General features: G+C 64.6%; 17 protein-coding genes. 10 read left to right on the top strand and 7 right to left on the bottom strand.

What is annotated here, in order from left to right; genetic code table 11:
• Positions 1 to 367 precede the first annotated feature (367 nt).
• Positions 368 to 1,879 carry a DUF3369 domain-containing protein gene (locus JAB6_RS25615; RefSeq protein ID WP_070305451.1) on the top strand — a complete coding sequence of 504 codons (1,512 nt, stop codon included), beginning with the start codon at positions 368 to 370 and terminating at the stop codon, positions 1,877 to 1,879.
• 310 nt (positions 1,880 to 2,189) lie between these two features.
• Here the strand turns inward: JAB6_RS25615 and JAB6_RS25610 are convergent, their stop codons facing one another.
• Entirely contained in the window at positions 2,190 to 4,136 is a 1,947-nt protein-coding gene (locus tag JAB6_RS25610; protein WP_070305449.1) for a GAF domain-containing sensor histidine kinase, read from the bottom strand.
• Between the two features lie 185 nt (positions 4,137 to 4,321).
• On the opposite strand from JAB6_RS25610, the gene JAB6_RS25605 reads away from it, so the two are divergent.
• The 5 genes from JAB6_RS25605 (at position 4,322) to JAB6_RS25585 (ending at position 12,024) form a co-directional block, all read left to right on the top strand.
• Positions 4,322 to 5,869 (top strand): C13 family peptidase, encoded by a 1,548-nt coding sequence (locus JAB6_RS25605; protein WP_070305447.1) that lies wholly within the window; start codon positions 4,322 to 4,324, stop codon positions 5,867 to 5,869.
• Between the two features lie 42 nt (positions 5,870 to 5,911).
• Positions 5,912 to 6,286, top strand: coding sequence for a cation efflux protein, CzcI family (czcI, locus tag JAB6_RS25600; protein WP_070305445.1), 375 nt, complete (start codon positions 5,912 to 5,914; stop codon positions 6,284 to 6,286).
• A 91-nt stretch (positions 6,287 to 6,377) separates the two neighbouring features.
• Positions 6,378 to 7,610, top strand: a complete 1,233-nt coding sequence (locus tag JAB6_RS25595; RefSeq protein WP_070305443.1) for a TolC family protein — start codon at positions 6,378 to 6,380, stop codon at positions 7,608 to 7,610.
• 12 nt (positions 7,611 to 7,622) lie between these two features.
• Complete coding sequence (locus tag JAB6_RS25590; RefSeq protein WP_070305441.1) at positions 7,623 to 8,828, top strand: efflux RND transporter periplasmic adaptor subunit; 1,206 nt, start codon at positions 7,623 to 7,625, stop codon at positions 8,826 to 8,828.
• A gap of 25 nt (positions 8,829 to 8,853) precedes the next feature.
• The gene (locus JAB6_RS25585; protein WP_070305440.1) at positions 8,854 to 12,024 is read left to right on the top strand and encodes an efflux RND transporter permease subunit; all 3,171 of its coding nucleotides are present in this window, start codon (positions 8,854 to 8,856) and stop codon (positions 12,022 to 12,024) included.
• Positions 12,025 to 12,189: 165 nt separating this feature from the next.
• On the opposite strand, the gene JAB6_RS25580 is transcribed toward JAB6_RS25585, so the two are convergent.
• Together JAB6_RS25580 and JAB6_RS29155 are read right to left on the bottom strand one after the other, a co-directional pair.
• Positions 12,190 to 12,699, bottom strand: coding sequence for a hypothetical protein (locus JAB6_RS25580; protein WP_034753470.1), 510 nt, complete (start codon positions 12,697 to 12,699; stop codon positions 12,190 to 12,192).
• A 121-nt stretch (positions 12,700 to 12,820) separates the two neighbouring features.
• Positions 12,821 to 13,057, bottom strand: coding sequence for a hypothetical protein (locus JAB6_RS29155; RefSeq protein WP_072457088.1), 237 nt, complete (start codon positions 13,055 to 13,057; stop codon positions 12,821 to 12,823).
• Positions 13,058 to 13,268: 211 nt separating this feature from the next.
• On the opposite strand from JAB6_RS29155, the gene JAB6_RS25575 reads away from it, so the two are divergent.
• A complete protein-coding gene (locus JAB6_RS25575) occupies positions 13,269 to 13,643 on the top strand; it encodes a hypothetical protein (protein ID WP_051991406.1) in 375 nt (124 codons plus the stop codon).
• On the opposite strand, the gene JAB6_RS25570 is transcribed toward JAB6_RS25575, so the two are convergent.
• The gene (locus JAB6_RS25570) at positions 13,644 to 16,682 is read right to left on the bottom strand and encodes a CHASE domain-containing protein (RefSeq protein ID WP_070305437.1); all 3,039 of its coding nucleotides are present in this window, start codon (positions 16,680 to 16,682) and stop codon (positions 13,644 to 13,646) included. It lies immediately after the preceding gene.
• A gap of 220 nt (positions 16,683 to 16,902) precedes the next feature.
• Here JAB6_RS25570 and JAB6_RS25565 point away from each other — a divergent pair, with 220 nt between their 5' ends.
• Positions 16,903 to 17,622 (top strand): helix-turn-helix domain-containing protein, encoded by a 720-nt coding sequence (locus JAB6_RS25565; protein WP_051991402.1) that lies wholly within the window; start codon positions 16,903 to 16,905, stop codon positions 17,620 to 17,622.
• Here JAB6_RS25565 and JAB6_RS25560 read toward each other — a convergent pair.
• Together JAB6_RS25560 and queC are read right to left on the bottom strand one after the other, a co-directional pair.
• Positions 17,606 to 18,523 (bottom strand): sterol desaturase family protein, encoded by a 918-nt coding sequence (locus JAB6_RS25560; protein WP_070305435.1) that lies wholly within the window; start codon positions 18,521 to 18,523, stop codon positions 17,606 to 17,608. The two genes, JAB6_RS25565 and JAB6_RS25560, sit on opposite strands and share 17 nt — an antisense overlap.
• A 77-nt stretch (positions 18,524 to 18,600) precedes the next feature.
• Positions 18,601 to 19,314 (bottom strand): 7-cyano-7-deazaguanine synthase QueC, encoded by a 714-nt coding sequence (gene queC, locus JAB6_RS25555; RefSeq protein ID WP_034753467.1) that lies wholly within the window; start codon positions 19,312 to 19,314, stop codon positions 18,601 to 18,603.
• A 220-nt stretch (positions 19,315 to 19,534) separates the two neighbouring features.
• On the opposite strand from queC, the gene JAB6_RS25550 reads away from it, so the two are divergent.
• Both JAB6_RS25550 and JAB6_RS25545 read left to right on the top strand, forming a co-directional pair.
• Positions 19,535 to 21,433, top strand: coding sequence for an autotransporter assembly complex family protein (locus JAB6_RS25550; protein ID WP_070305433.1), 1,899 nt, complete (start codon positions 19,535 to 19,537; stop codon positions 21,431 to 21,433).
• A complete protein-coding gene (locus tag JAB6_RS25545; protein ID WP_070305431.1) occupies positions 21,433 to 25,857 on the top strand; it encodes a translocation/assembly module TamB domain-containing protein in 4,425 nt (1,474 codons plus the stop codon). Before JAB6_RS25550 ends, JAB6_RS25545 begins: the two co-directional genes overlap by 1 nt.
• 153 nt (positions 25,858 to 26,010) lie before the next feature.
• Here the strand turns inward: JAB6_RS25545 and JAB6_RS25540 are convergent, their stop codons facing one another.
• Entirely contained in the window at positions 26,011 to 26,250 is a 240-nt protein-coding gene (locus JAB6_RS25540) for a hypothetical protein (RefSeq protein WP_034753464.1), read from the bottom strand.
• Positions 26,251 to 26,260 lie beyond the last annotated feature (10 nt).

Here is a 26,260-nt window from a genome sequence, read left to right as displayed (position 1 = left end):
GCGCCGCCGTTCAAAGCGAAATTCATACCTTGTTACCTTTTCCTACGGCAACTCTGACAAGACCGGCCGCCACTTTTTTGCAGATTCATTAGCAATATTAATTAAAACAAAGTATTGTCTTGAAAATATAGTTGCCTAAGCGATAAAGTATAGATAGTGTCGGCAGCACGGATTTAAAGTGCTTTTTTAGCACGTGTGTTGCATGATTTTAGTCAATTGTTCTTGCTTATTGTTAATACTTAGCTGTCAGTCTACAATCGACAAAATGCGCCCGAAAAACGCGCAACGCCGGTCATGGCGCACAGGAATTCCTGGCGCGGGCGTCTCAGCATTGCGTCAGTTATGCCTTTTAGCGGAACTTGCCCTTATGTCATTTTTGTCTTCAGCATCGCCCAAGTTACCTCCCTGGAAAGTCCTGCTCGTCGATGATGAACCCGACATCCACGACATCACCAAACTGACGCTGAGCCGTTTCCGCCTCGAAGGCCGCGCGCTGAGCTTCGTGCACGCGTACAGCGGCGCCGAAGCCAAGCAGGTGCTGGCGCGCGAAGAAGGCATCGCGCTCGTCTTCCTCGACGTGGTGATGGAACGCGAAGATAGCGGCCTGGAAGTGGCGCGCTGGATGCGCGAAGACCTGGGCAACCAGTTTACGCGCATCGTGCTGCGCACGGGACAGCCGGGACAGGCGCCGGAAGAACGGGTGATCGTCAACTACGACATCAATGACTACAAGGAAAAGACGGAACTGGACCGCACCAAGCTGTTCACCACCACCTTTGCCGCCCTGCGCGCCTACCGCGACATCATGAAGGTGGAAGAAGCGCGCCAGGCCCAGCTCCATTACCGCGAAGGCCTTGAGCGCGTCATCGCCGCCTCGGCGCACATCTTCAAGCAGCGCAACCTGCGCGACTTCGCCAGCGGCCTGCTGCAGCAAGTCGTCGCCCTGCTGCGCCTGGAAACGAGCATGCTGCTACGCCTGCGCGGCGCCAGCGCCATCACGGGCGAGCAAGACTATGAAATCCTCGCGCAGATCGGCGACCATGAAGCCGATGGCGGCATCCTCAGCCCGTCCCTGCTGTCGCAGCTGGACGACGCCAAGAGCAACAAGATTTCGCGCCTGCATGGCGACACCTATGTCGGCTATTTCCCGAACAGCAGCGGCAAGGCGTCCTTGCTGGTACTCAAAGGTGTGGAAGAAATCTCCGATCTCGACGCGCAATTGCTGGAAGTATTCTGCTCGGGCGTGGCCATCGCCTTCGACAACATCCTGCTGACGCAGGAAATCACCGATACCCAGGCCGAGCTGATCCTGCGCCTGGGCGACGTGGTCGAATCGCGCTCGCACGAAGGCGGCAACCACGTGCGCCGCATGGCCGAAGTGTGCCAGCTGCTGGCGCAGGCGTCCGGCATGTCGGAAGAGGAAACCATGGTGCTGCGCCACGCGGCGCCCATGCACGACATCGGCAAGATTTCCACCCCCGACGCCGTGCTGCTCAAACCGGGCAAGCTCGATGCGGCCGAATGGGAAATCATGAAGCAGCATCCGACGGTAGGCATGTCCATCCTCGACGGCTCGCAGCGCCCGCTGCTGAAGGCGGCCGCCGTGATCGCCCACCAGCACCATGAAAAATTCGACGGCAGCGGCTACCCGCAAGGTCTCGTCGGCGAAAACATTCACAAATATGCACGCATCGCCGCCGTCGCCGACGTCTTCGACGCCCTCATGCACAAGCGCTGCTACAAGGACGCCTGGCCCCTGGAGCGCGTGGTCAGCTACCTGCGCGAAGTGAGCGGCAGCCACCTCGATCCGCAGTATGTGGAGTTGTTGATTGCGAATCTGGATGAAGCGCTGGCACTGAACAAGCGTTTCCCCGACTAGTAGGTCGGATTAGCGCTTGCGCGTAATCCGACAACATTGTTGGCGCCGCCGACGGCGCCAGATTATGCGGTTCATCAAAGAGCCAAGTGCCCCCCGAATCGATACGCACGCCAGAAAAATACGCTTCGGCCCAAGCCCCCAACATGGGCGTTCCGGGCCAAGCGGGCCTGAAAAATGTCGAGGGCAAGGCGCAGCGACGCAGACAGTACGCATGTACGGCAAGGAGCTGCAACGCCGCCATCGGTATTTTCTCAGGCCCGCGTCTCCGGCCCGCCGTTTTTGGCCGCCGGCGTCGGATTACGCGCAAGCGCTAATCCGACCTACGTGGTTCTAATGGGAAGCGTATCTTGTAATGCAATCCCATGCCCGGCGCACTAACCACCTTCACCGTCCCTCCCAGCGGTCCCGTCACCAGGTTGTACAGGATATGCGCGCCGAGTCCGCTGCCGCCCGAGCCCCGCTTCGTCGTGAAAAAGGGGTCGAACAGCTGTGCCAGAGTGGCGCTGTCCATGCCCATGCCATCGTCGCTGTAGTCAAGTTCCAGCATGTCGCCCGCCGTCCTGGCGGACAGCTTGATCTTGCCCGGTTCGCCTTCGGCAAAGCCGTGCACCAGTGAATTGACCACCATGTTCGTGACGATCTGCGAGACGGCGCCCGGATAGCTGCGCAGCTGCACCTCGGGCGCGCAGTCGATCTCCACCTTGATCGGCTTGCCCTTGAGTTTGGGCTGCAGGGACAGCAGGACTTCATCGAGGTATTTGCGCAAGTTAAAGCTGCGCAATTCGTCCGACGACTGGTCCACGGCCACCTGCTTGAAGCTGCGCACCAGCGCCGCGGCGCGCTGCGTGTTCGTCGTCATGATGCGCAGGGTCTGGTCGATGATGTCGAAGAATTGCCGCAAGCCGTCTTCATCGAGCTGGCCGCCTTCCAGGTCTTCGCGCGTGAGTTTCAATTCCTGCACCAGGTGGCTGGTGGCCGTCACACAGATGCCCAGCGGCGTATTGATTTCATGCGCCACGCCCGCCACCAGGCGCCCCAGCGATGCCAGCTTTTCCTGGCGCACCAGTTCCGACTGCGCTTCCTGCAAGGCGCTCAGGGCGCTGTTCAGGGCCGCGTTCTGTTCTTCCAGCGCTTCCTTGGCCTGGCGCATGGCGCTGTCGGCCTGGATACGGGCCATCGCCACGGCCACGTGGCTGGCCATGAAGGCCAGCACATCCAGTTCCGCCTGGCCATACACGACGGATTCGTCGTAGCTTTGCACGATGATCACGCCATATTTGCGCTCGCCCAGCAGCATGGGCGCGCCCATCCAGCTGGCGATGCCGACATTGCCCAGCGGCTCGTCCATCTCGCCGCTGGCCACCAGCGCCGCATAGCTGCTGGCATCGAGCAGGCAAGCCTTGCGCCGCGCCAGCACGTACGAACTCATGCCGATGCCGTAATGAAAGCGTTTCACGGGCGCCTGCGCATCCTTCTCGTCGACGAAATACGGGATCGTGATGTCCTTGTTGTCCGGGTGGTACAGGGCGATCAGGAAATTCTTGGCCGTCACCAGCTCGCTGATGATGGCGTGCAGGCGCGCATACAGGGTCGTCGCGTCGGCCGCCTGCGCCGACAGGTTGGCGATTTCATACAGCGCATGCTGGAGGTTTTCCGCGCGGCGCCGCTCGGCCACCTCGTGCGCCAGCAGGGCCGTGCGCTCCTGCACCGCCTTTTCCAGCCGGTCCATACTTTGCATGCCTTGCAGGGCGCTCGACACGTGGGTGGCGATCAGCGCGAACAGGGCCTGGTCTTCCAGGCTGAAGCGGTGCTGCGCGTCATAGCTCTGGATGACGATGGCGCCCAGCACCTGGTGCTGCTGGTCCAGCAGCGGACAGCCGATCCAGTGCTCGGCAGCCGTGCCGCCGCCCCAGGCGCCGCCGCCGATGGCGCGCATGGCGTCGTCGTCGGCCGTCATCACCAGCTGCTTGCGGTTGACGATGACCCACGCCGTGGGCGACTGCGCGGCGCTGGCCAGGCGCACGCCCTCGTCCGGGTCGGGCGCGGCGTCGAATTCATCGACAAAATACGGAAAGCGCACGAGGCCGTCGTCATGGTCGCTGAGCGCCACGTAAAAGTTCGCCGCATACATGATGCGTCCCAGCGCCGCATGCACCGCCTGCAGGAATTCGCTGATATCGCTGCAGGTGCTCGAGCGCTGCCCGATCTCCAGCAACACGGTTTGAACGGCTTCCAGACGGCTGAGGCGGCTTTCCATGGGTGACTATGTACCTTGTGCAAGTATATGTTCTGAAAATCAATATTATCAGTTCAGCCCGGCCTTGGCACGGCATAAAACGGAGAATCTTGCCTTGAGGCAGCGCAACGCACGCCACGCGCACATTTGCCACGCTGGCAATACAGTGGCAGACTAGGCCCCTTCCTACAGACCAGACTGTCCTCATGACCGCCACGCTACGCGCCTCGCTTCGTCCCTATACCCTCGCCGGCCTGCTGGCCTTTGCCGCGCTGGGCATGCCGCCGCTGTGCGCCGCGCCAGCCAAGGCGCCGGCGGCGGAAACGGCCGATGGCGGACGCTATTTCGGCCCCCTCGTCGCGGGCAAGATGCATGGCCAGGGCCGGCTCGAGTATGCGAGCGGCGCATTCTACGAAGGCGGTTTCGCGCGCGGGGTGTTTTCCGGCCAGGGCAAGCTGCGCCAGGCGTCCGGCGTCGAATACACGGGCGCCTTCCGCCAGGGCGCCTTCGATGGCATCGGCCGCTACACTTCGCCCAAGGGCGAGATTTATGCGGGCAGCTTCGTCAAAGGCAGCTTCGAGGGACAAGGCCGCTTCCAGGGCGCCGATGGCGCCACCTTCGAAGGCCATTTCAGGCACTGGCGCCCGCACGGCGCCGGCAAACTGACCGACACGGACGGCACCGTCTTCGAGGGCGACTTCGTCCAGGGCCAGGTGCAGGGCAAGGCCGAGGTCACCACCAGCGACGGCATCCACTACGAAGGCGAGCTGAAAGACTGGAAATTCGAAGGTGAAGGCGTGCTGCGCACGGCCGACGGCGACGAATACCGGGGCGGCTTCAAGAATGGCCAGTTCGACGGCAAGGGCGTGCTGCGCTACGCCGTGGCGCAAGCGGACGGCCGGCGCGAAGACAGCGGCAACTGGACGGAAGGCCAGCTGGACGACCCGGCCCTGGACAAGCTCACGCGCGACAATATCGAGCTGGCGCTGTACAACCAGCGCAGCCTGCTCGACGGCGCCCTGGCCCGCATCGCACCGCGCGACACGGCGAAAAAGATCAATCTGTATTTGCTGGGCGTGGCCGGCGATGGCGCGCAGGAAGTGTTCCACCGCGAAACGGCCTTCGTGCAGCGCCAGTTCGACCGCGATTACGGTACCGTGGGCCGCTCCTTGATGCTGGTCAACAGCCGCAACACGGTGGCCCAGCAGCCGATGGCCACGCGCACCAGCATCGCGGCCAGCCTCGACGCGCTGGGCGCGAAGATGGACAAGGCCAACGACATCCTGTTTCTGTTTCTCACCAGCCACGGCTCGCCCGAGCACGAACTGGCGCTGGCGCAAAACGGCATGGACTTGCACAGCCTGCCCGCGCAGGAGCTGGCGTCCATGCTCAAGCACAGCGGCATCCGCTGGAAAGTCATCGTGATCTCGGCCTGCTATGCGGACGGCTTCATTGCGCCCTTAAAAGATGACAATACCCTCATCATCACGGCCGCGCGCAGCGACCGCACCTCGTTCGGCTGCGACGACCAGAACGATTTTACGTATTTCAGCGAAGCGTATTTCAAGGAAGCCTTGCCGAAGAGCGCTGGCTTTGCGGAAGCGTTCGACAAGGCCAAAGTGCTGGTGCAGGCGCGCGAAGCGGCCGACTTTAACGAAGGCGGCATGGAAGCGGAAGAGCATTCCGAGCCGCAGCTGTTCCAGGGCAAGGCCATCGCCGCGCAGCTGAAGGCGTGGCGCACCCAGCCGCGCTGACATGGGCACGGCCTTCTTTCTTTCTGTACAATAGCCGTCACCATGCGCCGATTCTTCCTCATTTTTCTGCTGTTCGTGCTTCCGCTCCAGATGTCCTGGGCCGCGGCGAGCGCGTATTGCCTGCATGAGGAAGGCAAGGCGGCGCAGCACCTGGGCCACCACAGCCACCAGCACAAGGCCGAGTCCGATGCGGACAAGCAGCCCGCCGGCGACAAAAAAGTGGCGGACCAGCAGAAAAAAGGCCAGCCGCACAGCGACTGCAACGTCTGCCATGGCATTGGCCACGCGTGGCTGCCAGCCGGCTCCAGCCTGCCCATCGGCGACACGGCGTCCGTCAACGCGGACACCTCCCCCTTCTTTTACGCTTCCCACATCCCGGACGCTCCCAAGCGCCCTGACTGGTCGTCGGCCATCTAGGCCGACGGGACGTTTCAATCACTTATCGCAGTAAGTCAGGCGCAGGCCTGCGCGTCCCGTCGAATTCTTTTCCATGCTTTTGGAGAATTCGATGTACCGATTCATTTTCTTGCTATCCGCTGGCCTGCTGGCCGGCAACTTTGCCCATGCACAAGCTCCACAGGAGCCTGCCGGCCCCCTGACCCTGCCCGCCGCGCTGGCTCTGGCCAAGGGCGGCAACGCCACCCTGTCCGCCGCCCGCCACGAACTGGCGGCGCAGGGCGGCGCCCTGCAGCAGGCACGCGCCCTGCCCAATCCGGAACTGCAAACCGTGCTGGAAGACACGCGGCGCGCCACGCGCAGCACCACGGTGCAACTGAACCAGCTCATCGAACTGGGCGGCAAACGCGGGGCGCGCGCCGCCGTTGCCCAGCGCGGCGCAGACCTGGCGCAAGCGGGCCTGTCAATGCAGCAAGCCGACACGCGCGCCGCCGTCACGAGTGCCTTTGTCGACGTGCTGGCCGCGCAGGAAGGCTTGCGCCTGGCCGACAGCGCACAGGCCCTGGCCGCGCGCGCCAGCGACATCACGGCGCGCAGGGTAACGGCCGGCAAGGCCTCGCCCGTCGAGGAAACCCGCGCCAGGGTCGCCGAAGCGAGCGTGCGGCTGGAGCTGAACCTGGCCCGCAGCACCCTGGCCAGCGCCCGCAAGCGCCTGGCCGCCCTGTGGGGCAACGCCACGCCGCGCTTCAGCGTCGCCGAGGGACGGCTGGAAACCTTGCCCGAACTGCCACCGGCCAGCGAACTGGCGGCGCGCCTGGAGCAAGCCCCGGCTGTGCGCCAGGCGCAAAGCGCGCTGGCCCAGCGGCAAGCCATGCTCGACGTGGAACAGCGGCGCGCCACGCCCGACGTCACGGTCAGCATCGGCATGAAGCGCTCGGAAGAGCTGGGCCGCAACCAGGCCATCATCGGCCTGGCCCTGCCGCTGCCACTGTTCGACCGCAATGCGGGCAACAAGCTCGACGCCCTGCGCCGCAGCGACAAGGCCAGCGACGAGCTGGCCGCCGCCCGCATCGCCGTGCAAACGGACGTGGCCGCCGCCACCGAACGCCTGGCCACGGCCCGGCTCGACGTGGAAAGCTTGCGCCAGGACATCTTGCCCGGCGCCCAAAGCGCCTACGACGCGGCCAGCAAAGGTTTCGAGTTCGGCAAGTTCGCCTTCCTCGACGTGCTCGATGCCCAGCGCACCTTGCTGCAAGCCAAAAACCAATACCTGCGCGCGCTGACGGAAGCGCAACACGCCGCCGCCGACATCGAACGCCTGCTGGGTACACCAGCTCCCCTGTAAGGAACACCATCCATGAACATCACACTCAACAAAAAACAGGCGGTCGCCATGGCTTCCATCGCGGCCGCCGGCGTCGTGCTGGCCATCCTCATCCTCGGCACGGGGAAATCCAGCGCCCCGCCGGCCCTTGCCGTCAAGGCGGAAGCACATGCTGAAAAGAAAGACGAACACGGCCACGAAGAAGTGGAAGGCAAGCTGGAATTGACGGCGGCGCAAAGCAAGGCCGCCGGCGTCGTCATCGCCACGGCCGCGCCCGGCCGCATCAAGACGACGGTCGCCCTGCCCGGTGAAATCCGGTTCAATGAAGACCGCACGGCCCACGTCGTGCCGCGCCTGGCCGGCGTGGTCGAAACGGTGCAGGCGGACCTGGGCCAGCTTGTCAAGAAGGGACAAGTGCTGGCCGTCATCGCCAGCACGGAATTGTCGGAACAGCGCAGCGCGCTGCTGTCGGCGCAGCGGCGCTTGTCGCTGGCCCGCTCCACGTATGAGCGCGAGGAAAAACTGTGGCGCGAGAAAATTTCAGCCGAACAGGATTATCTGCAGGCGCAGCAGGCGTGGCGCGAAGCGGAAATCGCCGTGCAGAACGCGCAGCAAAAGCTCAGCGCGCTGGGCGCCACGAGTACCAGCAAAGGTCCGCTGAACCGCTATGAGATCCGCGCGCCGTTCGACGGCATGGTGCTGGAAAAACATATCACCCTGGGCGAGGCCGTCAAGGAAGACGCGAACATCTTCGTCATTTCCGACCTGTCGACCGTGTGGGCGGAAATCGCCGTGCCGGCGAAAGACCTGGCCACCGTGCGCATGGGAGGCAAGGCGGAGGTGAAAGCGTCCGCGTTTGACGCCAGCGCGCAAGGCACGATCACCTACGTGGGCGCGCTGCTGGGCGAGCAGACGCGCACGGCCAAGGCACGCATCAGCTTGCAAAACCCCGACATGGCCTGGCGCCCGGGTCTGTTCGTCACGGTGGAAGTGGTGTCCGGCGAAGCGGACGCGCCCGTCACCGTGCACAGCACGGCCATCCAGACGGTGGAAGACAAGCCCGTCGTCTTCGTGCAGGTGAAAGACGGCTACCAGGCCACGCCCGTGGTGCTGGGCCGCAGCGATGGCACATTGACGCACATCAAGCAGGGCCTGGCAGCCGGCACGCCGTACGCGGCGCAAGGCAGTTTTGTTCTGAAGTCCGAGCTGGGCAAAGACTCCGCCGGCCACGAACACTGATCACGTCAAACTAAAGGAAACCATCATGTTTGAACGCTTGATCCGCTTCGCCATCGACCAGCGCTGGCTGGTGATGCTGGCCGTCGCCGCCATGGCTGGCCTCGGCATCTACAGCTATCAAAAGCTGCCCATCGACGCCGTGCCCGACATCACCAATGTGCAGGTGCAAATCAATACCCAGTCCGCCGGCTATTCGCCGTTGGAAACCGAGCAGCGCGTGACCTTCCCCATCGAGACGGCCATGGCCGGCTTGCCGAATCTGGAACAGACGCGCTCGCTGTCACGCTATGGCCTGTCGCAAGTGACCGTGATCTTCAAGGATGGCACGGACATTTATTTCGCGCGCCAGATGATCAACGAGCGCTTGCAGGAAGCCAGGGAAAGCCTGCCGTCCGGCATCACGCCCAAGATGGGCCCCGTCTCCACGGGCCTCGGCGAAATCTACCTGTGGACGGTGGAAACGCAGGACGGCGCGAAAAAGCCGGACGGCACGCCGTACACGCCGACGGACTTGCGCGAAATCCAGGACTGGATCATCAAGCCGCAGTTGCGCAACGTCACGGGCGTGACGGAAATCAATGCCATCGGCGGCTACGCCAAGCAATACCAGGTGGCGCCCTACCCTGAAAAACTGGCCGCCTACGGCATCAGCCTGCAAGACGTGGTGACGGCGCTCGAGCGCAACAACAGCAACGTGGGCGCCGGGTATATCGAAAAACAGGGCGAGCAGCTGCTGATACGCGCGCCGGGCCAGGTGGCATCCAAAAGCGACATCGGCAACATCGTCGTCGCCAATGTGCAAGGCGTGGCGATCCGCATCCGCGACGTGGCCGACGTGGTGCTGGGGCGCGAGCTGCGCACGGGCGCGGCCACGGAAAACGGCCGCGAAGTGGTGCTCGGCACCGTCTTCATGCTGATCGGGCAGAACAGCCGCGCCGTCTCGCAAGCCGTCGACAAGAAGATGGTGGAGATCAACCGCAGCCTGCCCAAAGGCGTGCACGCCGTCACCGTGTATGACCGCACGGTCCTCGTCGACAAGGCCATCAATACGGTAAAGAAAAACCTGCTCGAAGGCGCGGTATTGGTGATCGCCATTTTGTTCCTGTTCCTCGGCAATATCCGCGCGGCCGTCATCACGGCCATGGTGATTCCGCTGGCCATGCTGTTCACGTTTACGGGCATGGTGCAATACCACGTGAGCGCCAACCTGATGAGTTTGGGCGCGCTCGACTTCGGCATCATCATCGATGGCGCCGTGGTGATCGTGGAAAACTGCGTGCGCCGCCTGGCCCACGCGCAGCAGAAACTGGGACGGCCGTTGACCTTGCAGGAGCGTTTTCACGAAGTGTTTGCCGCATCGCAAGAGGCCCGCCGTCCCCTGCTGTACGGCCAGCTGATCATCATGGTCGTGTACCTGCCCATCTTCGCGCTGACGGGCGTGGAAGGCCGCATGTTTACGCCGATGGCGCTGACGGTCGTCATCGCCCTGCTAGGCGCCATGCTGCTGTCGATCACCTTCATTCCGGCCGCCGTGGCGCTGTTCATCGGCGACAAGGTGGCGGAAAAGGAAAACGCCATCATGCGCGCCGCCAAGCGCTGGTATGCGCCGCTGCTGGACAAGGTGATGCGCAACACGCCCGTCGTACTGACGGGCGCGGCCATGGCCGTCGTGCTGTCGGGCTTGCTGGCCACGCGCATGGGCAGCGAATTCGTACCCAGCCTGAACGAGGGCGACATCGCCATCCAGGCCCTGCGCATCCCCGGCACCAGCTTGACGCAATCGCTGGCCATGCAGCAGCAGCTGGAAAGCAAGCTCATGGCAAACCACAAGGAAATCGCGCGCGTGTTCGCCCGCACGGGGACGGCCGAGATCGCGTCCGACCCCATGCCGCCGAATATTTCCGATGGCTACATCATGCTCAAGCCCCGCGACCAGTGGCCGGAACCGAAGAAACCGCGCGAGCAGTTGCTGGCGGAAATCGAAGCGACGGCCACCAGTTTACCGGGCAATAACTACGAGTTTTCGCAGCCGATCCAGCTGCGCTTCAATGAACTGATTTCCGGCGTGCGCAGCGACGTGGCCGTTAAACTGTTCGGCGACGACATGCTTGTCCTCGACGGCACAGCCGCGAAGATCGCCGGCGTACTGGGCAAGATTCCCGGCGCGACGGAAGTGAAGGTCGAGCAGACGACGGGGTTACCGATGCTGACGGTGCAGATCGACCGCGAGCAGACGGCCCGCTACGGCCTCAACATAGCGGACGTGCAAGCGGCGATTGCCACGGCCATTGGCGGGCAAGAGGCCGGCACCCTGTTCCAGGGCGACCGCCGCTTCGACATCGTCGTACGCCTGCCCGACAGCCTGCGCAGCGACCTCGAGCAGCTGAAACGCTTGCCCATCGCCCTGCCCCTGGGCGCGTCGGCGGAAGGCCGTGCCCGCTTCATTCCGCTCGGTGAAGTGGCCAGCCTGCAAGTGGCGCCGGGACCGAACCAGATCAGCCGCGAAGACGGCAAGCGCCGCATCGTCATCAGCGCGAATGTGCGCGGACGCGATATTGGGTCGTTTGTCGCCGACGCCACGCAGCAGCTGCAAGCGCAAGTGGCCATTCCCGCCGGCTACTGGACCAGCTGGGGCGGCCAGTTCGAGCAGCTGCAGTCGGCGACGAAACGCCTGGAGCTGGTGGTGCCCGTGGCGCTGGCCCTCGTCTTCGTCTTGCTGTTCGCCATGTTCGGCAATCTGAAGGATGGTTTGCTGGTGTTCAGCGGCATCCCGTTCGCCTTGACAGGCGGCATCGTCGCCCTGTGGCTGCGCGACATCCCTATGTCGATCTCGGCCGCTGTCGGCTTCATCGCCCTGTCCGGCGTGGCCGTGCTGAACGGCCTCGTGATGATCGCCTACATCCGCCAGTTGCGCGAACAGGGCATGCCCTTGCACGATGCCATACGGGAAGGCGCAATCACCCGCTTGCGGCCCGTCTTGATGACAGCGCTGGTGGCGTCGCTCGGTTTCGTGCCGATGGCGATCGCCACGGGCACGGGCGCCGAAGTGCAGCGTCCGCTGGCCACCGTGGTGATCGGCGGCATCCTGTCGTCGACAGCGTTGACCTTGCTGGTACTGCCGCTGTTGTACAGGCTCGCGTATCGCAGGAAAGAAGAGGAGGTAGGTCGGATTAGCGTGGCCGAAGGGCACGCGTAATCCGACACATTGTTGGCGCTGGTGGCGTCGGATTACGGCCTTTCAGGCCTAATCCGACCTACGCCTGCCGCTGCTGTATCGGCTGGCGCATGCCGCAAGAGGTAGGTCGGATTAGCGCGCAAGCGCGTAATCCGACACATTGTTGACGCCGGTGGTGGCGTTGGATTACGGACGGCGGTAGCCGCCCTCGATCCAGTTCGCGGCGGACGTCGCATTGAACTTGAACGCGGCCGAGGTGCGCACCTTGGCGATCTGTTCGCCGTCGGCGTCGTAGGCGCTCAGTTCCGCGTACGGGTGGTCTTCGTCGGGGACGATGTCGAACATCACCTTGACTTGCCCCTCGTCCGTGGCGACGAACAGGTTCTTGTGCAATTGCGCATGCAGCTGCTGCTCGTGGCGGCGCAGCACTTCCGACGCCGTCTTGACCAGGGTATTGAAGGCGTTGACGTCGAGCGGTTTCGGGTTTTTCTTGTCGCGGCCCATGGTCCACGGGCCCACCAGCGCCGGCTCCGGTTCGCCATCCTTGATCATGGCCACGGCCCAGCCTTCATCTTCCTCGTTCTTGATCACCCTCGCCGTCCAGCCATTGCCCACCCACAGGCGCGGCTCCTGGATCGGGGCATCATTGTCCTGCTCGGCTGCTTCGTCGGAAAAGTCGGGGAAATCGGTACTCATGGCGGTGCTCGTGATGGAAGGTCGGGGCTAGCATGATAGTCGAAAACGCCCGCCCGTGCCGCGTTCCCGGCGGCACGGGTGAACGTTCAACACTTCCGTCCGGCATCTTCCCACGCGACTGTCAGCACATGGACATGGCAGGCCGGTTGGGCCAGGTCAGCGGCGGGCCCGGCGGCACCCAGCGCGGGTCGATGGCCGGCAGCGGCGCATGGTAATTAAAGGGATTGATGATGATCGGCGGTATCGCCGATGGCGCACCGACGGGCTCGGCGCAGGACTGCGTGGCGCTACGCTGGCGCGTGATTCGATGGTCAGGGGGGGATAGCGATTGATCCCCGGTATCTGCAAACAAAAGCATGTTGCCCTCCTTGCGAGAGTGAGGTATTCAGTATAGGACGGCTTGCGTACATTACAAGAAAAGAAATCTTGTTCCAGATCAGCGTTTTCTGGCCTCCAGCGCCTTCCATACCGTGAAAATGACGGCCTGTCGCACGCCGCTGGCGGCAAACCGGGCGCGCCCCTACAGTGTGACCATGCAATACCCGATCACCCACACTGCGAGGCTTACCATGAAAAAACTGCTCACCTTCGTCCTCATCGTCATGCTCGCCTGCCTGTTCCTCGACAAGGTCGGCGGCAGCGACATGCACATGCAGTTCAACGGCGACGATGTCGACGGTCCGCTCGAGTGGCTGTTCGGCCTCGTGTTTGCCGGCGGCGGCTTGCTGATCGCCGCCATTGCGGTGGTGTGCGCCGCCATCGTGGCGGGCGTGGTGCTGGCCGGCGTGAGCGTAGTGCTGATCGCCGCCGTGGCCCTGTGCGTCGTGCTGGCGCTCGCGCTGAGCACGCCCGTGCTGCTGCCGCTGCTGATACCCGTCGCCATCGTCTGGCTGATCGTCAGCCGCAACCGCAAGCAGACGCAAGCGCGTCAGCACAGCCTGTAATCACTGCGCCATGAATTTGCTGAGCACGCCGTCGCCGCCGCCATCGTTCTGTTCGATGCGGTTGCGCCCGCCCCGCTTGGCCCGGTACAGCGCCTCGTCGGCGCGCGCCAGCACGGCGTCGCAATCGGCATCGGTACCGGCCATGGCAGCCATGCCGATGCTCACCGTGATGGTGATCACCGTGCCGCCATCGATGGTCAGCGAACTTTCCGCCACGCGCCGGCGCAGCCGTTCGGCAAACACGGCGGCGGCGCTCAGATCCGTGCCCGGCAACAAGATGGCAAATTCCTCGCCGCCCACGCGGCCCGGCACGTCGACCTTGCGCAGCGCCTGGCACATCAGCGCGCCCAGGTGGCGCAGCACGGCGTCGCCCACGGCATGGCCATACTCGTCGTTGACGCGCTTGAAGTGATCGATGTCGAGCATCAGCACGCTGGCGCAGCTGGCCAGCTCGCGCTGCAAGCGGGCATGCTCGTTTTCCAGCGACGCCATGAAGTGGCGCCGGTTCGGCAAGCCGGTCAGGAAATCCGTAGTGGCCAGCTGCAGCAGTTCCGCGTTCATGCGCTTGCGCTCGGTGATGTCGAGCGAAGACACCATGACGAAATCGAGGCTGTCCGCATGGCCAGGCATCACCAGCAAGCTCAATTCATTTTGCCGCGCCGCGCCATCGAGACGCACGAAGCTGCTCTCGCACTCGTACAGGTGGGCGCCGCCAGCCAGCGCCAGCAGCGCATCGCCGAAACGGGGCAAGGCGCTGTCGTCGAAATTCTGTGCCAGGCCCAGCGCCCCGCGGCGCTGGTCTTCCTCGTTGGCGCGCACCTGCGCCAGCGCGGCGCCGTTCGCATCGATGATGCGCACCAGCCCCGCCAGCCGCCGCAGCACATCCGGATTGGCCTGGAAGTGGGCGCCCAGGTCGCGCACGCCCGCTTGCTCGATAGCATCGAGCGCGGCGCGCACAGCCGACCAGTCCTGTTCCCACAAGGCCACGGGCGCATGGTCGTACAGGCTGCGGAAACGCGCTTCGCCGGCGCGCAGGGCCAGCGCCACCTGCGCCTGCTCGATGGCCATGCCGGCCAGGTGCGCCGCCTCGCTCAGCCGCGCCAGATGCGCCGCGCCCGGCAAGGTCGGCTGGCGGTGATACGCCATCAGCACACCGAGCAGCTTGCCCGAGCCGCCACGCACGGGCTCGGCCCAGCACGATTGCAGCTGGGCCCGGCACGCCAGTTCCATCGTTTCCTGCGCAACGGCATGCAGATCGCCGACGATCACGCGCTGGCCGTCGCGCACGGCTTGCGCGGCGATGCCGTGCACGCCCTGCAGGGTGTCGAGGTCGTGGCCATGGCTGGACAGGTTGAAAAACGCGGGCAGGCTCGGCGCCGCGCCCAGCACCAGGCGGTGGCGGCTTTCGTCGAGCAGCAAGATGCTGCACAGCATGGCGGGATGGTCGGCTTGCACGCTCAGCACCACGCTTTCCAGCACCCGTTCCAGCGGCGCGCCCGTGGCCAGCATTTCCAGCACTTGCCGCCGCGTGTGCTCGCGCCGTTCCATCTGGCTGCGCTCGCTGATATCGCGGAAGGTCCACAAACGCGCCTGCTCATTGCCCAGCTGCATGCTGCGCACGTATTGCTCGACCACCCGTCCATCGCGCAGGTGCAGCACGTCGCGCCGCTCGCGGTGGCCGTGCGGCGCGTGGGCGCGTGCCCCGAGGAAAGGTGCCGCCTGCTCGAGCTGGCTTTCCACATGGCGCACGAGCGCCGTGCCATCGGCTTGCCAGTCGAGCGCGTCGGGCACTTGCCACAGGTCGCGGAAACGCCGGTTCGACGTGAAGATGCGGCCGTTGATATTGTCGACCAGAATGCCGTCGATGGTCGAATCGAGGATGCTGCGCAGCATGGCCTGGCTGCGCTGCGCAGCCTCGGCCATCGCCAGCACGCTCGCCTGCCCCTGCTCCAGCTGGCCGGTCAGCTCGCTCGAGCGCGCCAGCGCCGCCTGGGCGCGGGCACGGCCCGCCGCCAGCAGCCACGCCGCCAGCGCCAGCACGATGCTGGCCAGCAAACCGGTCCAGGCCACCAGACGGGGCCGCGCCAGCAGCTCGCCATCGAAGCCCGGCATGGCGCGCACGCGCAAGGTCCAGGGGCGGCCCGCGATGGTGATGACTTGCCGCGACACGAGGCTGTCCGACGCGGCAGAGGAAAAGCCGCCCGGCAAGCTGTCGTACATCAGGGTCGCCTCGGCCAGTTGCGCGCCGTCATAGATTTCCAGGTCCAGCTGGCGCGCCGCCTCGCCGCCCACGCCCGCCATCAGGTCGCCCATGCGGAACGGCGCAAACACCCAGGCGCGCAAGGCGGCGCGCCGCTGTTCCACGCTCGCATGCAGCATGCCGTTGTCATACACGGGCAGCACGACGAGGAAGCCATGCGCCTGGGCGCTGCCGCTGTCTTGCACCAGGTGAATCTTGCCCGTCATGGCGGCCCGCCCCGTATCGCGTGCCTGCTCGAGCGCGGCGCGGCGCACGGGTTCGGACCAGAGGTCATAGCCGAAGGCCAGCAGGTTGCTGTCGCTTAAAGGTTCCAGATAGGTGATGGGCGCATGCCAGGCGCGCTGGCCGTGCGGACGCACGGCATAGCCGGGATAGCCTTCCGCGCGCACGCTGGCCTCGTGCCGCGCCAAGGCGGCGCCGGGCAACAGCGGCAGGTAGCCGATGCCGTGGATGCCAGGAAAGTGACGGTCCACCTGCTGCACCGACAGATAGGCATGGAATTCGCGGCGCGTGACTTCCTGCGAACTGGCATACAGTCCCTGCACCCCGTGCAGCACCTGGATATAGGTCTGCATGCGGCCGGCGATGTTGCCCACCAGTTCGCGCACGCGGAAATCGAAATCGGCCTGCACCTGCTGTTCGCTGGCATCATGGGCATTGCGCCAGGCGCCATACGTCAACCCCAGGCACAGCGCCAGCACCAGCGCGGCCAACGCGCGCGGTCCCACCCAGTGCGACACTGGCTTGGCAAACCACGACGAAGACGCGCGTGTAGACATGACAGGCTGACAGGACGGACATCAAACCATTTCACGGCCAGCAACATGGCTGGCAGCGGGCTGTACAACTACCATCGGTAGTCGATGAGAATGATAGTACGTTACAGCGGGCGCCCTTGCAATGCTGAATATTGTATTAAAAAGAGCACATATTTCGTGAACGCAATGATGTGTACTCCAGGAAAATTCGATGCCATGAAAACCATCGCCCGACACTGGTATGATCGCCCCGCAATCCATTACCGAGGAGCCGCGTTTGCAGCAAGATAGCTGGCAGGGAACACTCTGGCTGGCGCCGGACTTTGCCATCTTGCATGGCGCAGCGGGCGCCACGGACAGCCACGCCCATTATGCGCACCAGCTGATGCTGAGCACGGGAGCGCCCTTCACCGCCGAGCTCGACGGCATCATCCACACGGCGCGGCACTTGCTGGTCGACAGCCTGCGCCCGCACGCCATCATCGCCGCGCCGGCCCCCATGCTGACCATCTATGCGGAACCGCAGCGCCTGGGCGGCGCGGCCCTGCTGGCGGCGGCCGCCAGCGCCGGCGTACCCAGTCTCGACAGCCTGGCCGCCGCGCTGCACGCGCAGCCGCGCGAGCGCTTGCCCGATCCCCGCCTGCTGCGGGCGCTGGACAAGGTCGATGCGCTATTGTCTGGCAAGGTCAGCGCGGCGGAAGTGGCCGAGGCCGCGCATTTGTCGCTGAGCCAGCTGGAGCGCCTGTTCAGCGCCCAGCTGGGCTTGCCTGTGCGGCGCCTGGTGCTGTGGCGCCGCTTGCGCCTGGCCATCCGCTTCATCTTGCTCGGCAGTACCCTGACGCAGGCGGCCCACGGCGCCGGCTTTGCCGATGCCGCGCATTTTTCGCGCACCATGCGCAGCCTGTTCGGCGTGCGCGCCGACCGCAGCTTGCGCCAGCTCGACGTCAAGCTGCTCGATTGACGGCACGATTGAGTGCCTGCCGCAAGCCGGCCGGCAACTCGGGCGCGCGCACGCCCTCTTCCGCGCGGAACGGCTCCAGCAGCTGCGGTCCATAAGCGACGGGATAATCGGGACGGCTGCCGATGCCCAGGTCTTCACCCCGCATGCGGTAGCCGGGCGCGTCGAAGGCCGTGCCCAGCAGACGGTCCCAGCACGTAAAGAACAGGCCGAAATTCACGTCGCCGGCCGTGCCATACTTCATGTGGTGAAAACGGTGCAAGGGCGCCCAGGCGAACACGTGGCGCAGCGGCCCCATGCGCATGTCGACATTCGCGTGCTGCAGCAACAGCTGGATCGCCACGGCAAACGCCAGCACGGCCATGACCTTCTCCGGTATGCCCAGCAGCAGCAAGGGCAGCATGCCACCCGCCGCTTCGAGCAGCAGATGCAGCGGATGTTTCATCCAGCCGTTGAAACCGTACATGCGCTGCACGCTGTGGTGCACGGCATGCAGTTTCCACAGAAAATAATAGCGGTGGCTCAGGTAGTGCACGAGCGTGATGCCGCAGTCGGCAATCAGGATCGCCAGCAGCAGCTGCGCCCAGAACGGCAGCTGGCCCGGCCAGAACGGCCCCAGCGCCAGGTGCCCGGCCAGCAGGGGAAAAGCCGCCAGGCCCAGCAGGTAGAGCGCTTCATTGACGAGCGCATGCAGCGTATCGCGCCAGCCGTCGCCGTGACCGTCGTTCCACGCGCCGTCATACGGCGCATAGCGTTCGGCAAGAAAGGAAGTGAGCAGGGCCAGCAGCAACAAGGGCGGCAAGACCCACAGGGAATAGTGGCACGCCGCGATCAGGCAAGCGGCGGCGCCGATGAAGCCGGCCCAGAATACGGGGCCGTACAGCGCGGTAAAGAGGGATTTCATGGCAAGACGCTCCTGTGGCAAAAACCACAGCATGGCTGCTCCCCCTGCCGCGCCGCTTGAAGAAACGGCGCAACCTGTTACTTCAGGGCTTTTCTCGCAGCATATTGCTGGTAGCCATTCGCGCGCAGGGCGCAGGCGGGGCAAGTGCCGCAGCCATAGCCCCAGTCGTGCAGCTCGCCCCGCTCGCCCAGGTAGCACGTATGCGTGCCGCTGCGGATCAGGTCGACCAGCGGCTGGCCGCCCAGGTCTTCCGCCAGGTCCCAGCTTTGCGCCTTGTCCAGCCACATCAGCGGCGTTTCCAGCTTCAAGCGCGTGTCCATGCCCAGGTTCAGGGCCACTTGCAGGGCCTTCATCGTATCGTCGCGGCAATCCGGATAGCCGGAAAAATCCGTCTCGCACATGCCGCCCACTAACACCGTCAAGCCGCGGCGGTAGGCCACGGTGGCGGCCACGGTCATGAACAGCAAGTTGCGTCCAGGAACAAAAGTATTCGGCAAGCCGTTTTCCTGCATGACGATCTCGACGTTCTGCGTCATGGCCGTATCGGAAATGGCGGAAATGAGCGACAGGTCGATCATGTGATCCTGGCCCAGGCGGCTGTCCCATTCGGGCGACTGCTGGCGTATCTGTTCCAGCACGCCGGGACGCACGGTCAGTTCGATCGCGTGGCGCTGGCCATAATCAAAGCCGATGGTTTCGACGCGGCTATAGTGCTTGAGGGCCCAGGCCAGGCAGGTGGTGGAATCTTGTCCACCGCTAAAGAGCACCAGTGCGGAGTCCGTTGCTAGCATAATTTCTTTCTTTTCAGTTTTATTCTGTCCGAGTGCGCGGGCAAACATGATTCCCTGCGCAAAAAATACTTATTCGTCCGCCATCAGTTTACCTATTCCGGTAACATGCAGTCAGCATTTACTTATCTGGAGCACCATGTTTTCTGCACGACCCATACGGCATACGGCTGCCGGCAAGGCGATACGACCACGAATTTTGGCACAAGTAGTGGCAAAAGTAATGGGGCAACTGACACTGGCCGCCGCTGGCGGTGCCATATTGCTGTTTCCTGCCGCCCATGCCGCCGCACAAGAGGCCACGCAAGATGCTGCTCCAGAGAGCGCCAGCGCCACGGAAGCGGCGCCTGCCCCGCTGCAGTACGAGGTCAAGGTCAACGCGCCCGGCGACCTCGATGAGTTGCTCGAAAAAAACCTGGACCTGGAACGCTTTCGCGGCAACCCGCGCATGGACCGTGAGCAATTGCGGCGCCTCGTGCGCGCCACGCCCGAGGAAGCCAAAAACCTCATCGCCACGGCCGGCTACTATACGCCCGTCGTCACGGTGCGCGTCGATACGACGGGCGCCAAACCCGTCGTCATCGTCGACGTCGACCCGGGCCAGCCCGCGACCATCGACAAGGTCGAGCTGGAATTGCGCGGCTTCGACCCCACGCCGCCGCTGGCCGCCAGCGAACCCTACGATACGGAAGCGCTGAAGCGCAGCTGGGCCCTGAAGACGGGCAGCGTGTTTCGCCAGTCCGACTGGGAAGCGGCCAAGCGCGCGCTGCTGCGCGAAGTGGTACAGACGCGCTACCCGCGCGCCCAGCTGGTCGACACGCAAGCCGTGGTCGACCCGGAAACGCACAAGGTCTCGCTGCTGGTGGTGCTCGACAGCGGCCCCGAGCTGCGCTTCGGCGAGCTGCGCATCGAAGGCTTGAAGCGCTACGATGCCAGCATCATCCGCAACCTCGACAAGATCCGTCCCGGCGATTACTACAGCGAATCGGCGCTGCAATCGTACCAGGCGCGCCTGCAGGACACCGGTTACTTTGCCAGCGTGGAAGTGAGCGCCGACATGAGCAGCATCCTCAGCGAGCAGATCGAGGCGGGCCAGGAAAGCCAGCAAGCCGATGCCGCCGGCGCCGCGCCCGACGCCAAGCCCGCCAACCGCGGCCCCGCGCCGCAGTTGCCGCTGGTCGTGCGCGTGACGGAAAACAAGCAGCAGAACGTCAGCGCCGGTCTCGGTTTCAGTACGAATACGGGGAATCGCGCCCAGCTCAACTATGACAACCTGAACGTGTGGGGCACGCGCTTCAAGAGCGCTCTCACAATGGAAACGAAGAAACAGGCGGCGCACGCCAATTTTTACTTTCCAACGACCGAACGCGGCTACAACGACAGCGCGGGCGCCTCGTTCGAGCGCAGCGACATTTCCAACGAAATCACGGCCGTGACGACCATCTCGGCCAAGCGCAACTGGGGCGGCACCAACCTCGAGCGCAGCCTGACATTCGAGTTCCTCAGCGAAGACAAGACCGTCGTGGGCCTGGAACAGACGCGCAGCAAGAGCTTGCCGCTGACCTACGCGATCACCAAGCGCAGCCTCGACAGCCTGCTGTTCCCCACCAAGGGCTATGTCATCAACGCACAAGTGGGCGGCGCCCTGCTGCCCGTGCTGACGGACGAGCGCTTTGTGCGCGTGGCCGGCAAGGCCGTGTATTACCGTCCGCTCGGTGAAAAAGGCGAGCTGATCGTGCGCGGCGAAATGGGCGCGCTCGGTTCAAAGGAAAAACGCGGCGTGCCGGCCGTCTACCTGTTCCGCGCGGGCGGCGACCAGTCGGTGCGCGGCTATGCCTACCAGGAACTGGGCGTCAAAGAGGGCGACGCTACCGTCGGCGGGCGCTACATGCTCACCGGCAGCGCCGAATACCAGTACTGGTTCAAGCCGAAGTGGGCCATTGCCGCTTTCTATGACGCCGGCAACGCGGCCGACACCATGAAAGCGGCCATGACGCCGAAATCGGGCTACGGCCTGGGCGGGCGCTACAAGAGCCCCGTCGGTCCCATCAATGTCGACGTGGCATATGGCCACGCCGTCCACGCCTACCGTTTGCACTTCTCTCTGGGATTCACTTTCTGATGTCCGATATGACTACCGAATCGCCCGGCGCCGTCCCTCCGCCGCCGGCGAAAAAACCGCGCCGCTGGGTGCGCTACGTACTGATCGCCGTCGCCAGCCTGGCGGTGCTGCTGGGCGGCGCCTTCTGGTTCCTGGGCCGCGAATCGACCTTGCAGATGCTGGTGCAAAAAGTGGCCAGCGCCAGCGGCGGCGACATCGAAGTGTCGGGCGTGTCCGGCTCGCTGTACAACCGCATGCACCTGGGCCACGTCAGCTACCGCAGCAAGACGCAGCACATCACGGCCGACAATATCGACATCAACTGGTCGCCGTTCCAGTTCTTCTCGGAAGGCATTGCCATCAGCGAACTGCACGTGGCCAGCCTGTCCGTCGAAAGCACGGCGCCGTCCGAGGAACCGTCGACCATGCCCACCAGCCTGGCCGCGCCGTTCAGGATCGGCATTGCCGACGCGCGCCTGGACAAGGTAACCCTGGTCAGCCCGGGCGGCAATACGGTGTTTGAAAAGATCCATTTCACCTTGTCGGGCGACAAGTCGCAATGGCAACTGGAAGACGCTTCGGCCCTGACGCCGTTCGGCCAGGCCACTGCCAGCGCGACGATAGCCGCCACGCAGCCGTTCAAACTGTCGGGCAAGGCCGGCTTGACGCAGCTCAACCCCGCCGCCGGCGAAAAACCGGCTGCCCTCGCCTTGCAGCTGGGCGGCGACTTGAACGTGCTGAACGTCACGGCCAAGGGCAGCGCGGGCGCGGCCACGGCCGACGCCCGGCTGGCGCTGGCGCCGTTCGATCCCGTCATCATCCTGCACTCGGCCAGCATCAAAGGCCGCAACATCAATCCGGGCAAGTTCGACACCACCTTGCCGCAGGCGGACCTGAGCCTGGAACTCGATGCCGCCATCGACACGCGCCCCAACGCGCAAACCGTGTCGGGCAAGCTGGCCATCCTCAACCACGCCACGCCGGGCCCCATCGACCAGCAAAAGCTGCCGCTGCGCCAGTTCGAGGCACGCCTGGGCGGCACCCTGACGGCCACGACGCTCGAGTCGGCCATCATCGACTTCGGCAACGCGGGCAAATTCACGGGCGGCGGCAAGCTCAACCGCGACGCGGCCGACGCGCCCATCGGCAATGCGCAGCTGACCTTGCACACGGACAAGATCGACTTGCAGCACATTTACAGCAGCATCAACAGCACGAAGATCGTCGGCGACATCGTGCTCGACAGCGACGGCAAGACGCAGACCCTGCGCGCAAAGCTCGGCGAAGCCAAGCTGCGCCTGGACGTGGAAGCGACCTTGGCCGACTCCTTGGTGCAACTGCGCAAGGCAACCTTGCAAGCGGGCAAAAGCAGCGTCAATGCGACGGGCCAGATCAGTCTGAAGGACGAGCAGCCATTCAAGGCCGAGGCCAGTACCAGCCGTCTCAATCCCGCCGACTTCGGCGCCTTCCCCGTGGCCGACCTGAACCTCGACGTGCGCGCGAATGGTCACGTGGCGCCCAAGTGGCTGGCGAATACGGACTTCACCGTGCGCCCCAGCAAGCTGCTCGACCAGCCCCTGTCGGGCAAGGGCAAGCTGACGGCCGACGCGGCCCATTTCAGCGGCATCGACGTGCAATTGGCGCTGGGCAAGAACAACGTGACAGCCAAGGGCAACTTTGGCGGCGCGGGCGAAAAGCTCAACTGGAACGTCGATGCGCGGCAACTTTCCGCCTTGCAGGGCGACTTGCTGGGCACGGTGCTGGCCAGCGGCGTGGTGCAGGGCACCATGCAGCAGCCGCGCACGAGCTTTGTTGCCGATGCGAAGGGCCTGGGCCTGACCAGCGGCAAGCGCCCTGCGCCCGACAGCGCCATCCACGCCAGCGGCGAAGTGGGCTTGACGGGAGCCAAGCAGCAGGCGGAACTGAAAGTGGCGGGTTCGCTGCAAAAGATCAATCCGGCCGCCTTTGGCGCGGCTTTGCCCAACGGCAACGTCAACGCAGACTTCACCGGCAGCGGCCGCCTGACGAGCGACTGGCAAGTGGCCCTGAACCTTGCCTTGAGCGAATCGACCTTGCAAAACGCGCCGCTGGCCGGCTACGCCAAGCTGTCGGCCAACGCAAAACGCATCGACAGCGTCGATACGGAATTGCGCCTGGGGCCGAACAGCCTGCTGGCCAAGGGCGCGCTGGGCGGCGCCACGGACAAGCTGACGTGGAAACTCGATGCGCCGCAACTGTCGACCCTGGGACCGCGCTTTGCCGGCGTGCTGCATGCGGCCGGTTCCGTCTCGGGCAAGATGGATGCGCCCGCAGCCCAGCTGACGCTCGACGGCAAGGACTTGACCTTCTTTGGCGACCAGCAATTGAAAGCCGTCAAAGGCAGCGCCAGCGTGGGCGCCGGCCAGGGCGCGCTCGACCCCATGGTCAGCAGCCTGGAAATCACGGGCTACAGCACGCCCACCTTCAAGCTGGCCAGCGCCCGCCTGGGCACGACGGGTACGCGCGGCAGCCATACGGTGAGCCTGGCGGCGCGCAATGACGATTTCGACGCCACCGTGCAAGTGCGCGGCAGCCAGAGCGGCGCCAGCTGGACGGGCACCATCGACAGCCTGCAAAACAAGGGCCGCTATGCACTCGTGCTGCAAGCGCCCGTGCCCGTGAAAGTGGCGGGCCCTGCCAACAGCGGCGTGGCGGGCCTGGGCCAGCCCGAGCAGATCAGCGTGGGCAACACCGTCATCAAATTGCCGGCAGGCAGCATCACCATGCAAAGCCTCGTCAAGAACGGCCCCCGCTGGACCAGTTCCGGCCAGGCGGCCGGCGTAGCGCTGACCTATCTGGCGCAAGTGATTCCCGCGCTGCAAGCCAATGCGCGCAGCGACCTGACCCTGGGCGCGCAATGGTCGCTCGACATGCAAGTGCCGACGGCGAAACAGAAGGATCCATCTTTGGCCGGCATGCTGCACATCTACCGCGAAAAAGGCGACGTGACGGTGGGCGTGGAGCAGCCGCTGGCGCTGGGCTTGCGCACGCTCGATGCGAGAGTGGACGTGGCCAACCAGCAGCTGCGCCTGGCCGTGAAACTCGACGGCGCGCGCGCGGGCCAGAGCGACATCAATGCCACCGTGCAAATGCTGGGCGGACGCATCAGCAACGACAGCGCCCTCTCGCTGACGGGCACCACCAATATCGATTCGCTGGCGTGGCTGGCGCCGCTGACGGGCCAGCCGGGCCTGGAACTGGGCGGCGCCTTGAAGGTGGCCCTGTCCGGCAGCGGTACCATCGGCGCGCCGCAATTGAATGGCGACATCAACGGCAGCAAGCTGCTCGTCAACTGGGCCGACCAGGGCTTGAAATTGCGCAATGGCGTGCTGCAGGCGAAGCTGGCCGGCGATCAACTGCAATTGCAGCGCCTGAGCTTTGACGGCGGCGATGGCAAGGTGCAGGCAGATGGCTGGGTACGCTTTGCGAATGGTGAAGCAAGCCTGGAACTGAAACTGCTGGCCGACCGCCTGCAAGCGCTGTCGCGGCCGGACCGTACCCTGGTCCTGTCGGGCAACAGCACCCTGGTGCGCAACGACAAACGCTTCAGCTTCGAGGGCAAGTTCAGGGCCAACCGCGCGCTGATCGAACTGGCGCCGCAAGACACGCCGACGCAAAGCAGCGACGTGGTGGTGCTGGGCAAGGAAGTCAAGGGCAGCAAGGAAGCGCCTTCGCTGCCCCTGAATATCGACCTCGAGTTCGACCTGGGCAATGCCTTCCACCTGCGCGGCATGGGCATCGATGCAGATCTGGCCGGCAATGTGCGCGCGCGTGTCATCAACCGCGCCGCGCCGCGCGTGACGGGCAGCATCAAGGTCACCAGCGGCCAGTACGCGGCCTACGGGCAGAAGCTGTCGATCGAGCGGGGCCTGATCGCCTTCACGGGCGCCTACGACAACCCGTCGCTGAACATCCTGGCCGTGCGCAAGCGCCCTGAAGGCGAAGCGCTGTCGGAAACGAACGTGGAAGCGGGCGTGGAAGTGCGCGGCACGGCCCAGGCGCCGACGGCCAAGCTGGTGTCCACGCCGAGCGTGTCGGACAGCGACAAGCTGGCCTGGCTGATCCTCGGCCACGGCGCGGAAACGGCGGCCGGCGATGAAATGGCCCTCCTGACGACGGCGGCAGGCGCCCTCTTCGGCGGCTCCGGCGGCGGCCTGCAAGGCAAGCTGGCCAATTCGCTGGGCCTCGACGAAGTGGGCCTGTCGCAGGCGCAGGGGCTGGAAAGCACGGTCGTCACCGTCGGCAAGCGCCTGTCCTCGCGCGCCTACCTGACGTTCGAGCAAGGCACGAGCACGGCGACGAGCCTGGTCAAGCTGCGTTATAAGCTGAACCGCCGCATCACCTTGCAGTTCCAGACGGGCACGAACAATGCGCTCGACGTGTTGTACACGTGGGCGTTTGATTAGATTGGTCGTGGCCATCGTGGTGCCAACCATGTTGTCGGATTACGCCCTGGCGGGCTAATCCGACCTACGGTCCATGTGCATGCGCGTCATCCGACGCCACCAGAAACACAAAGGGCGCCTCGGCGCCCTTTTCTTTGCTCTAACGCAAACAGCTTACTCGGCCACGTCGAGCCCCCGCTCGATCATGCCTTCGACGTAGGCGCGCAGGTACTGTTCCAGCGCGGGGCCGGACAGCACGTTGGCCGTCAGCGCGCCGTGCGGCGAGCCTTTCAGCACGCCGTCGTGGTACACGCGCGCAATCCAGGCCACGTCCGCGCCCTGGGTATAATCGAGTTCATAGTCGAACGATTCTCCGCTGACTTTGCGTGTGTAGACTTCCTTGACAATTGCCATCTAAAACAGC

This window comes from Janthinobacterium sp. HH104 (assembly GCF_001758715.1).
Classification (GTDB): Bacteria; Pseudomonadota; Gammaproteobacteria; order Burkholderiales; family Burkholderiaceae_D; genus Janthinobacterium; species Janthinobacterium aestuarii.
The sequence above is the reverse complement of the archived record's forward strand: the minus strand, read 5'-3'. Positions and strand labels throughout refer to the sequence as shown.

What these genes read in the sequence shown, in the direction of transcription:
- JAB6_RS25615 (WP_070305451.1), top strand. Translation starts at nt 368, where the DNA reads ATGTCATTTTTGTCTTCAGCATCGCCCAAGTTACCTCCCTGGAAAGTC.
- JAB6_RS25610 (WP_070305449.1), bottom strand. Translation starts at nt 4,136, where the DNA reads ATGGAAAGCCGCCTCAGCCGTCTGGAAGCCGTTCAAACCGTGTTGCTG.
- JAB6_RS25605 (WP_070305447.1), top strand. Translation starts at nt 4,322, where the DNA reads ATGACCGCCACGCTACGCGCCTCGCTTCGTCCCTATACCCTCGCCGGC.
- czcI (WP_070305445.1), top strand. Translation starts at nt 5,912, where the DNA reads ATGCGCCGATTCTTCCTCATTTTTCTGCTGTTCGTGCTTCCGCTCCAG.
- JAB6_RS25595 (WP_070305443.1), top strand. Translation starts at nt 6,378, where the DNA reads ATGTACCGATTCATTTTCTTGCTATCCGCTGGCCTGCTGGCCGGCAAC.
- JAB6_RS25590 (WP_070305441.1), top strand. Translation starts at nt 7,623, where the DNA reads ATGAACATCACACTCAACAAAAAACAGGCGGTCGCCATGGCTTCCATC.
- JAB6_RS25585 (WP_070305440.1), top strand. Translation starts at nt 8,854, where the DNA reads ATGTTTGAACGCTTGATCCGCTTCGCCATCGACCAGCGCTGGCTGGTG.
- JAB6_RS25580 (WP_034753470.1), bottom strand. Translation starts at nt 12,699, where the DNA reads ATGAGTACCGATTTCCCCGACTTTTCCGACGAAGCAGCCGAGCAGGAC.
- JAB6_RS29155 (WP_072457088.1), bottom strand. Translation starts at nt 13,057, where the DNA reads ATGCTTTTGTTTGCAGATACCGGGGATCAATCGCTATCCCCCCCTGAC.
- JAB6_RS25575 (WP_051991406.1), top strand. Translation starts at nt 13,269, where the DNA reads ATGAAAAAACTGCTCACCTTCGTCCTCATCGTCATGCTCGCCTGCCTG.
- JAB6_RS25570 (WP_070305437.1), bottom strand. Translation starts at nt 16,682, where the DNA reads ATGTCTACACGCGCGTCTTCGTCGTGGTTTGCCAAGCCAGTGTCGCAC.
- JAB6_RS25565 (WP_051991402.1), top strand. Translation starts at nt 16,903, where the DNA reads ATGATCGCCCCGCAATCCATTACCGAGGAGCCGCGTTTGCAGCAAGAT.
- JAB6_RS25560 (WP_070305435.1), bottom strand. Translation starts at nt 18,523, where the DNA reads ATGAAATCCCTCTTTACCGCGCTGTACGGCCCCGTATTCTGGGCCGGC.
- queC (WP_034753467.1), bottom strand. Translation starts at nt 19,314, where the DNA reads ATGCTAGCAACGGACTCCGCACTGGTGCTCTTTAGCGGTGGACAAGAT.
- JAB6_RS25550 (WP_070305433.1), top strand. Translation starts at nt 19,535, where the DNA reads ATGGGGCAACTGACACTGGCCGCCGCTGGCGGTGCCATATTGCTGTTT.
- JAB6_RS25545 (WP_070305431.1), top strand. Translation starts at nt 21,433, where the DNA reads ATGTCCGATATGACTACCGAATCGCCCGGCGCCGTCCCTCCGCCGCCG.
- JAB6_RS25540 (WP_034753464.1), bottom strand. Translation starts at nt 26,250, where the DNA reads ATGGCAATTGTCAAGGAAGTCTACACACGCAAAGTCAGCGGAGAATCG.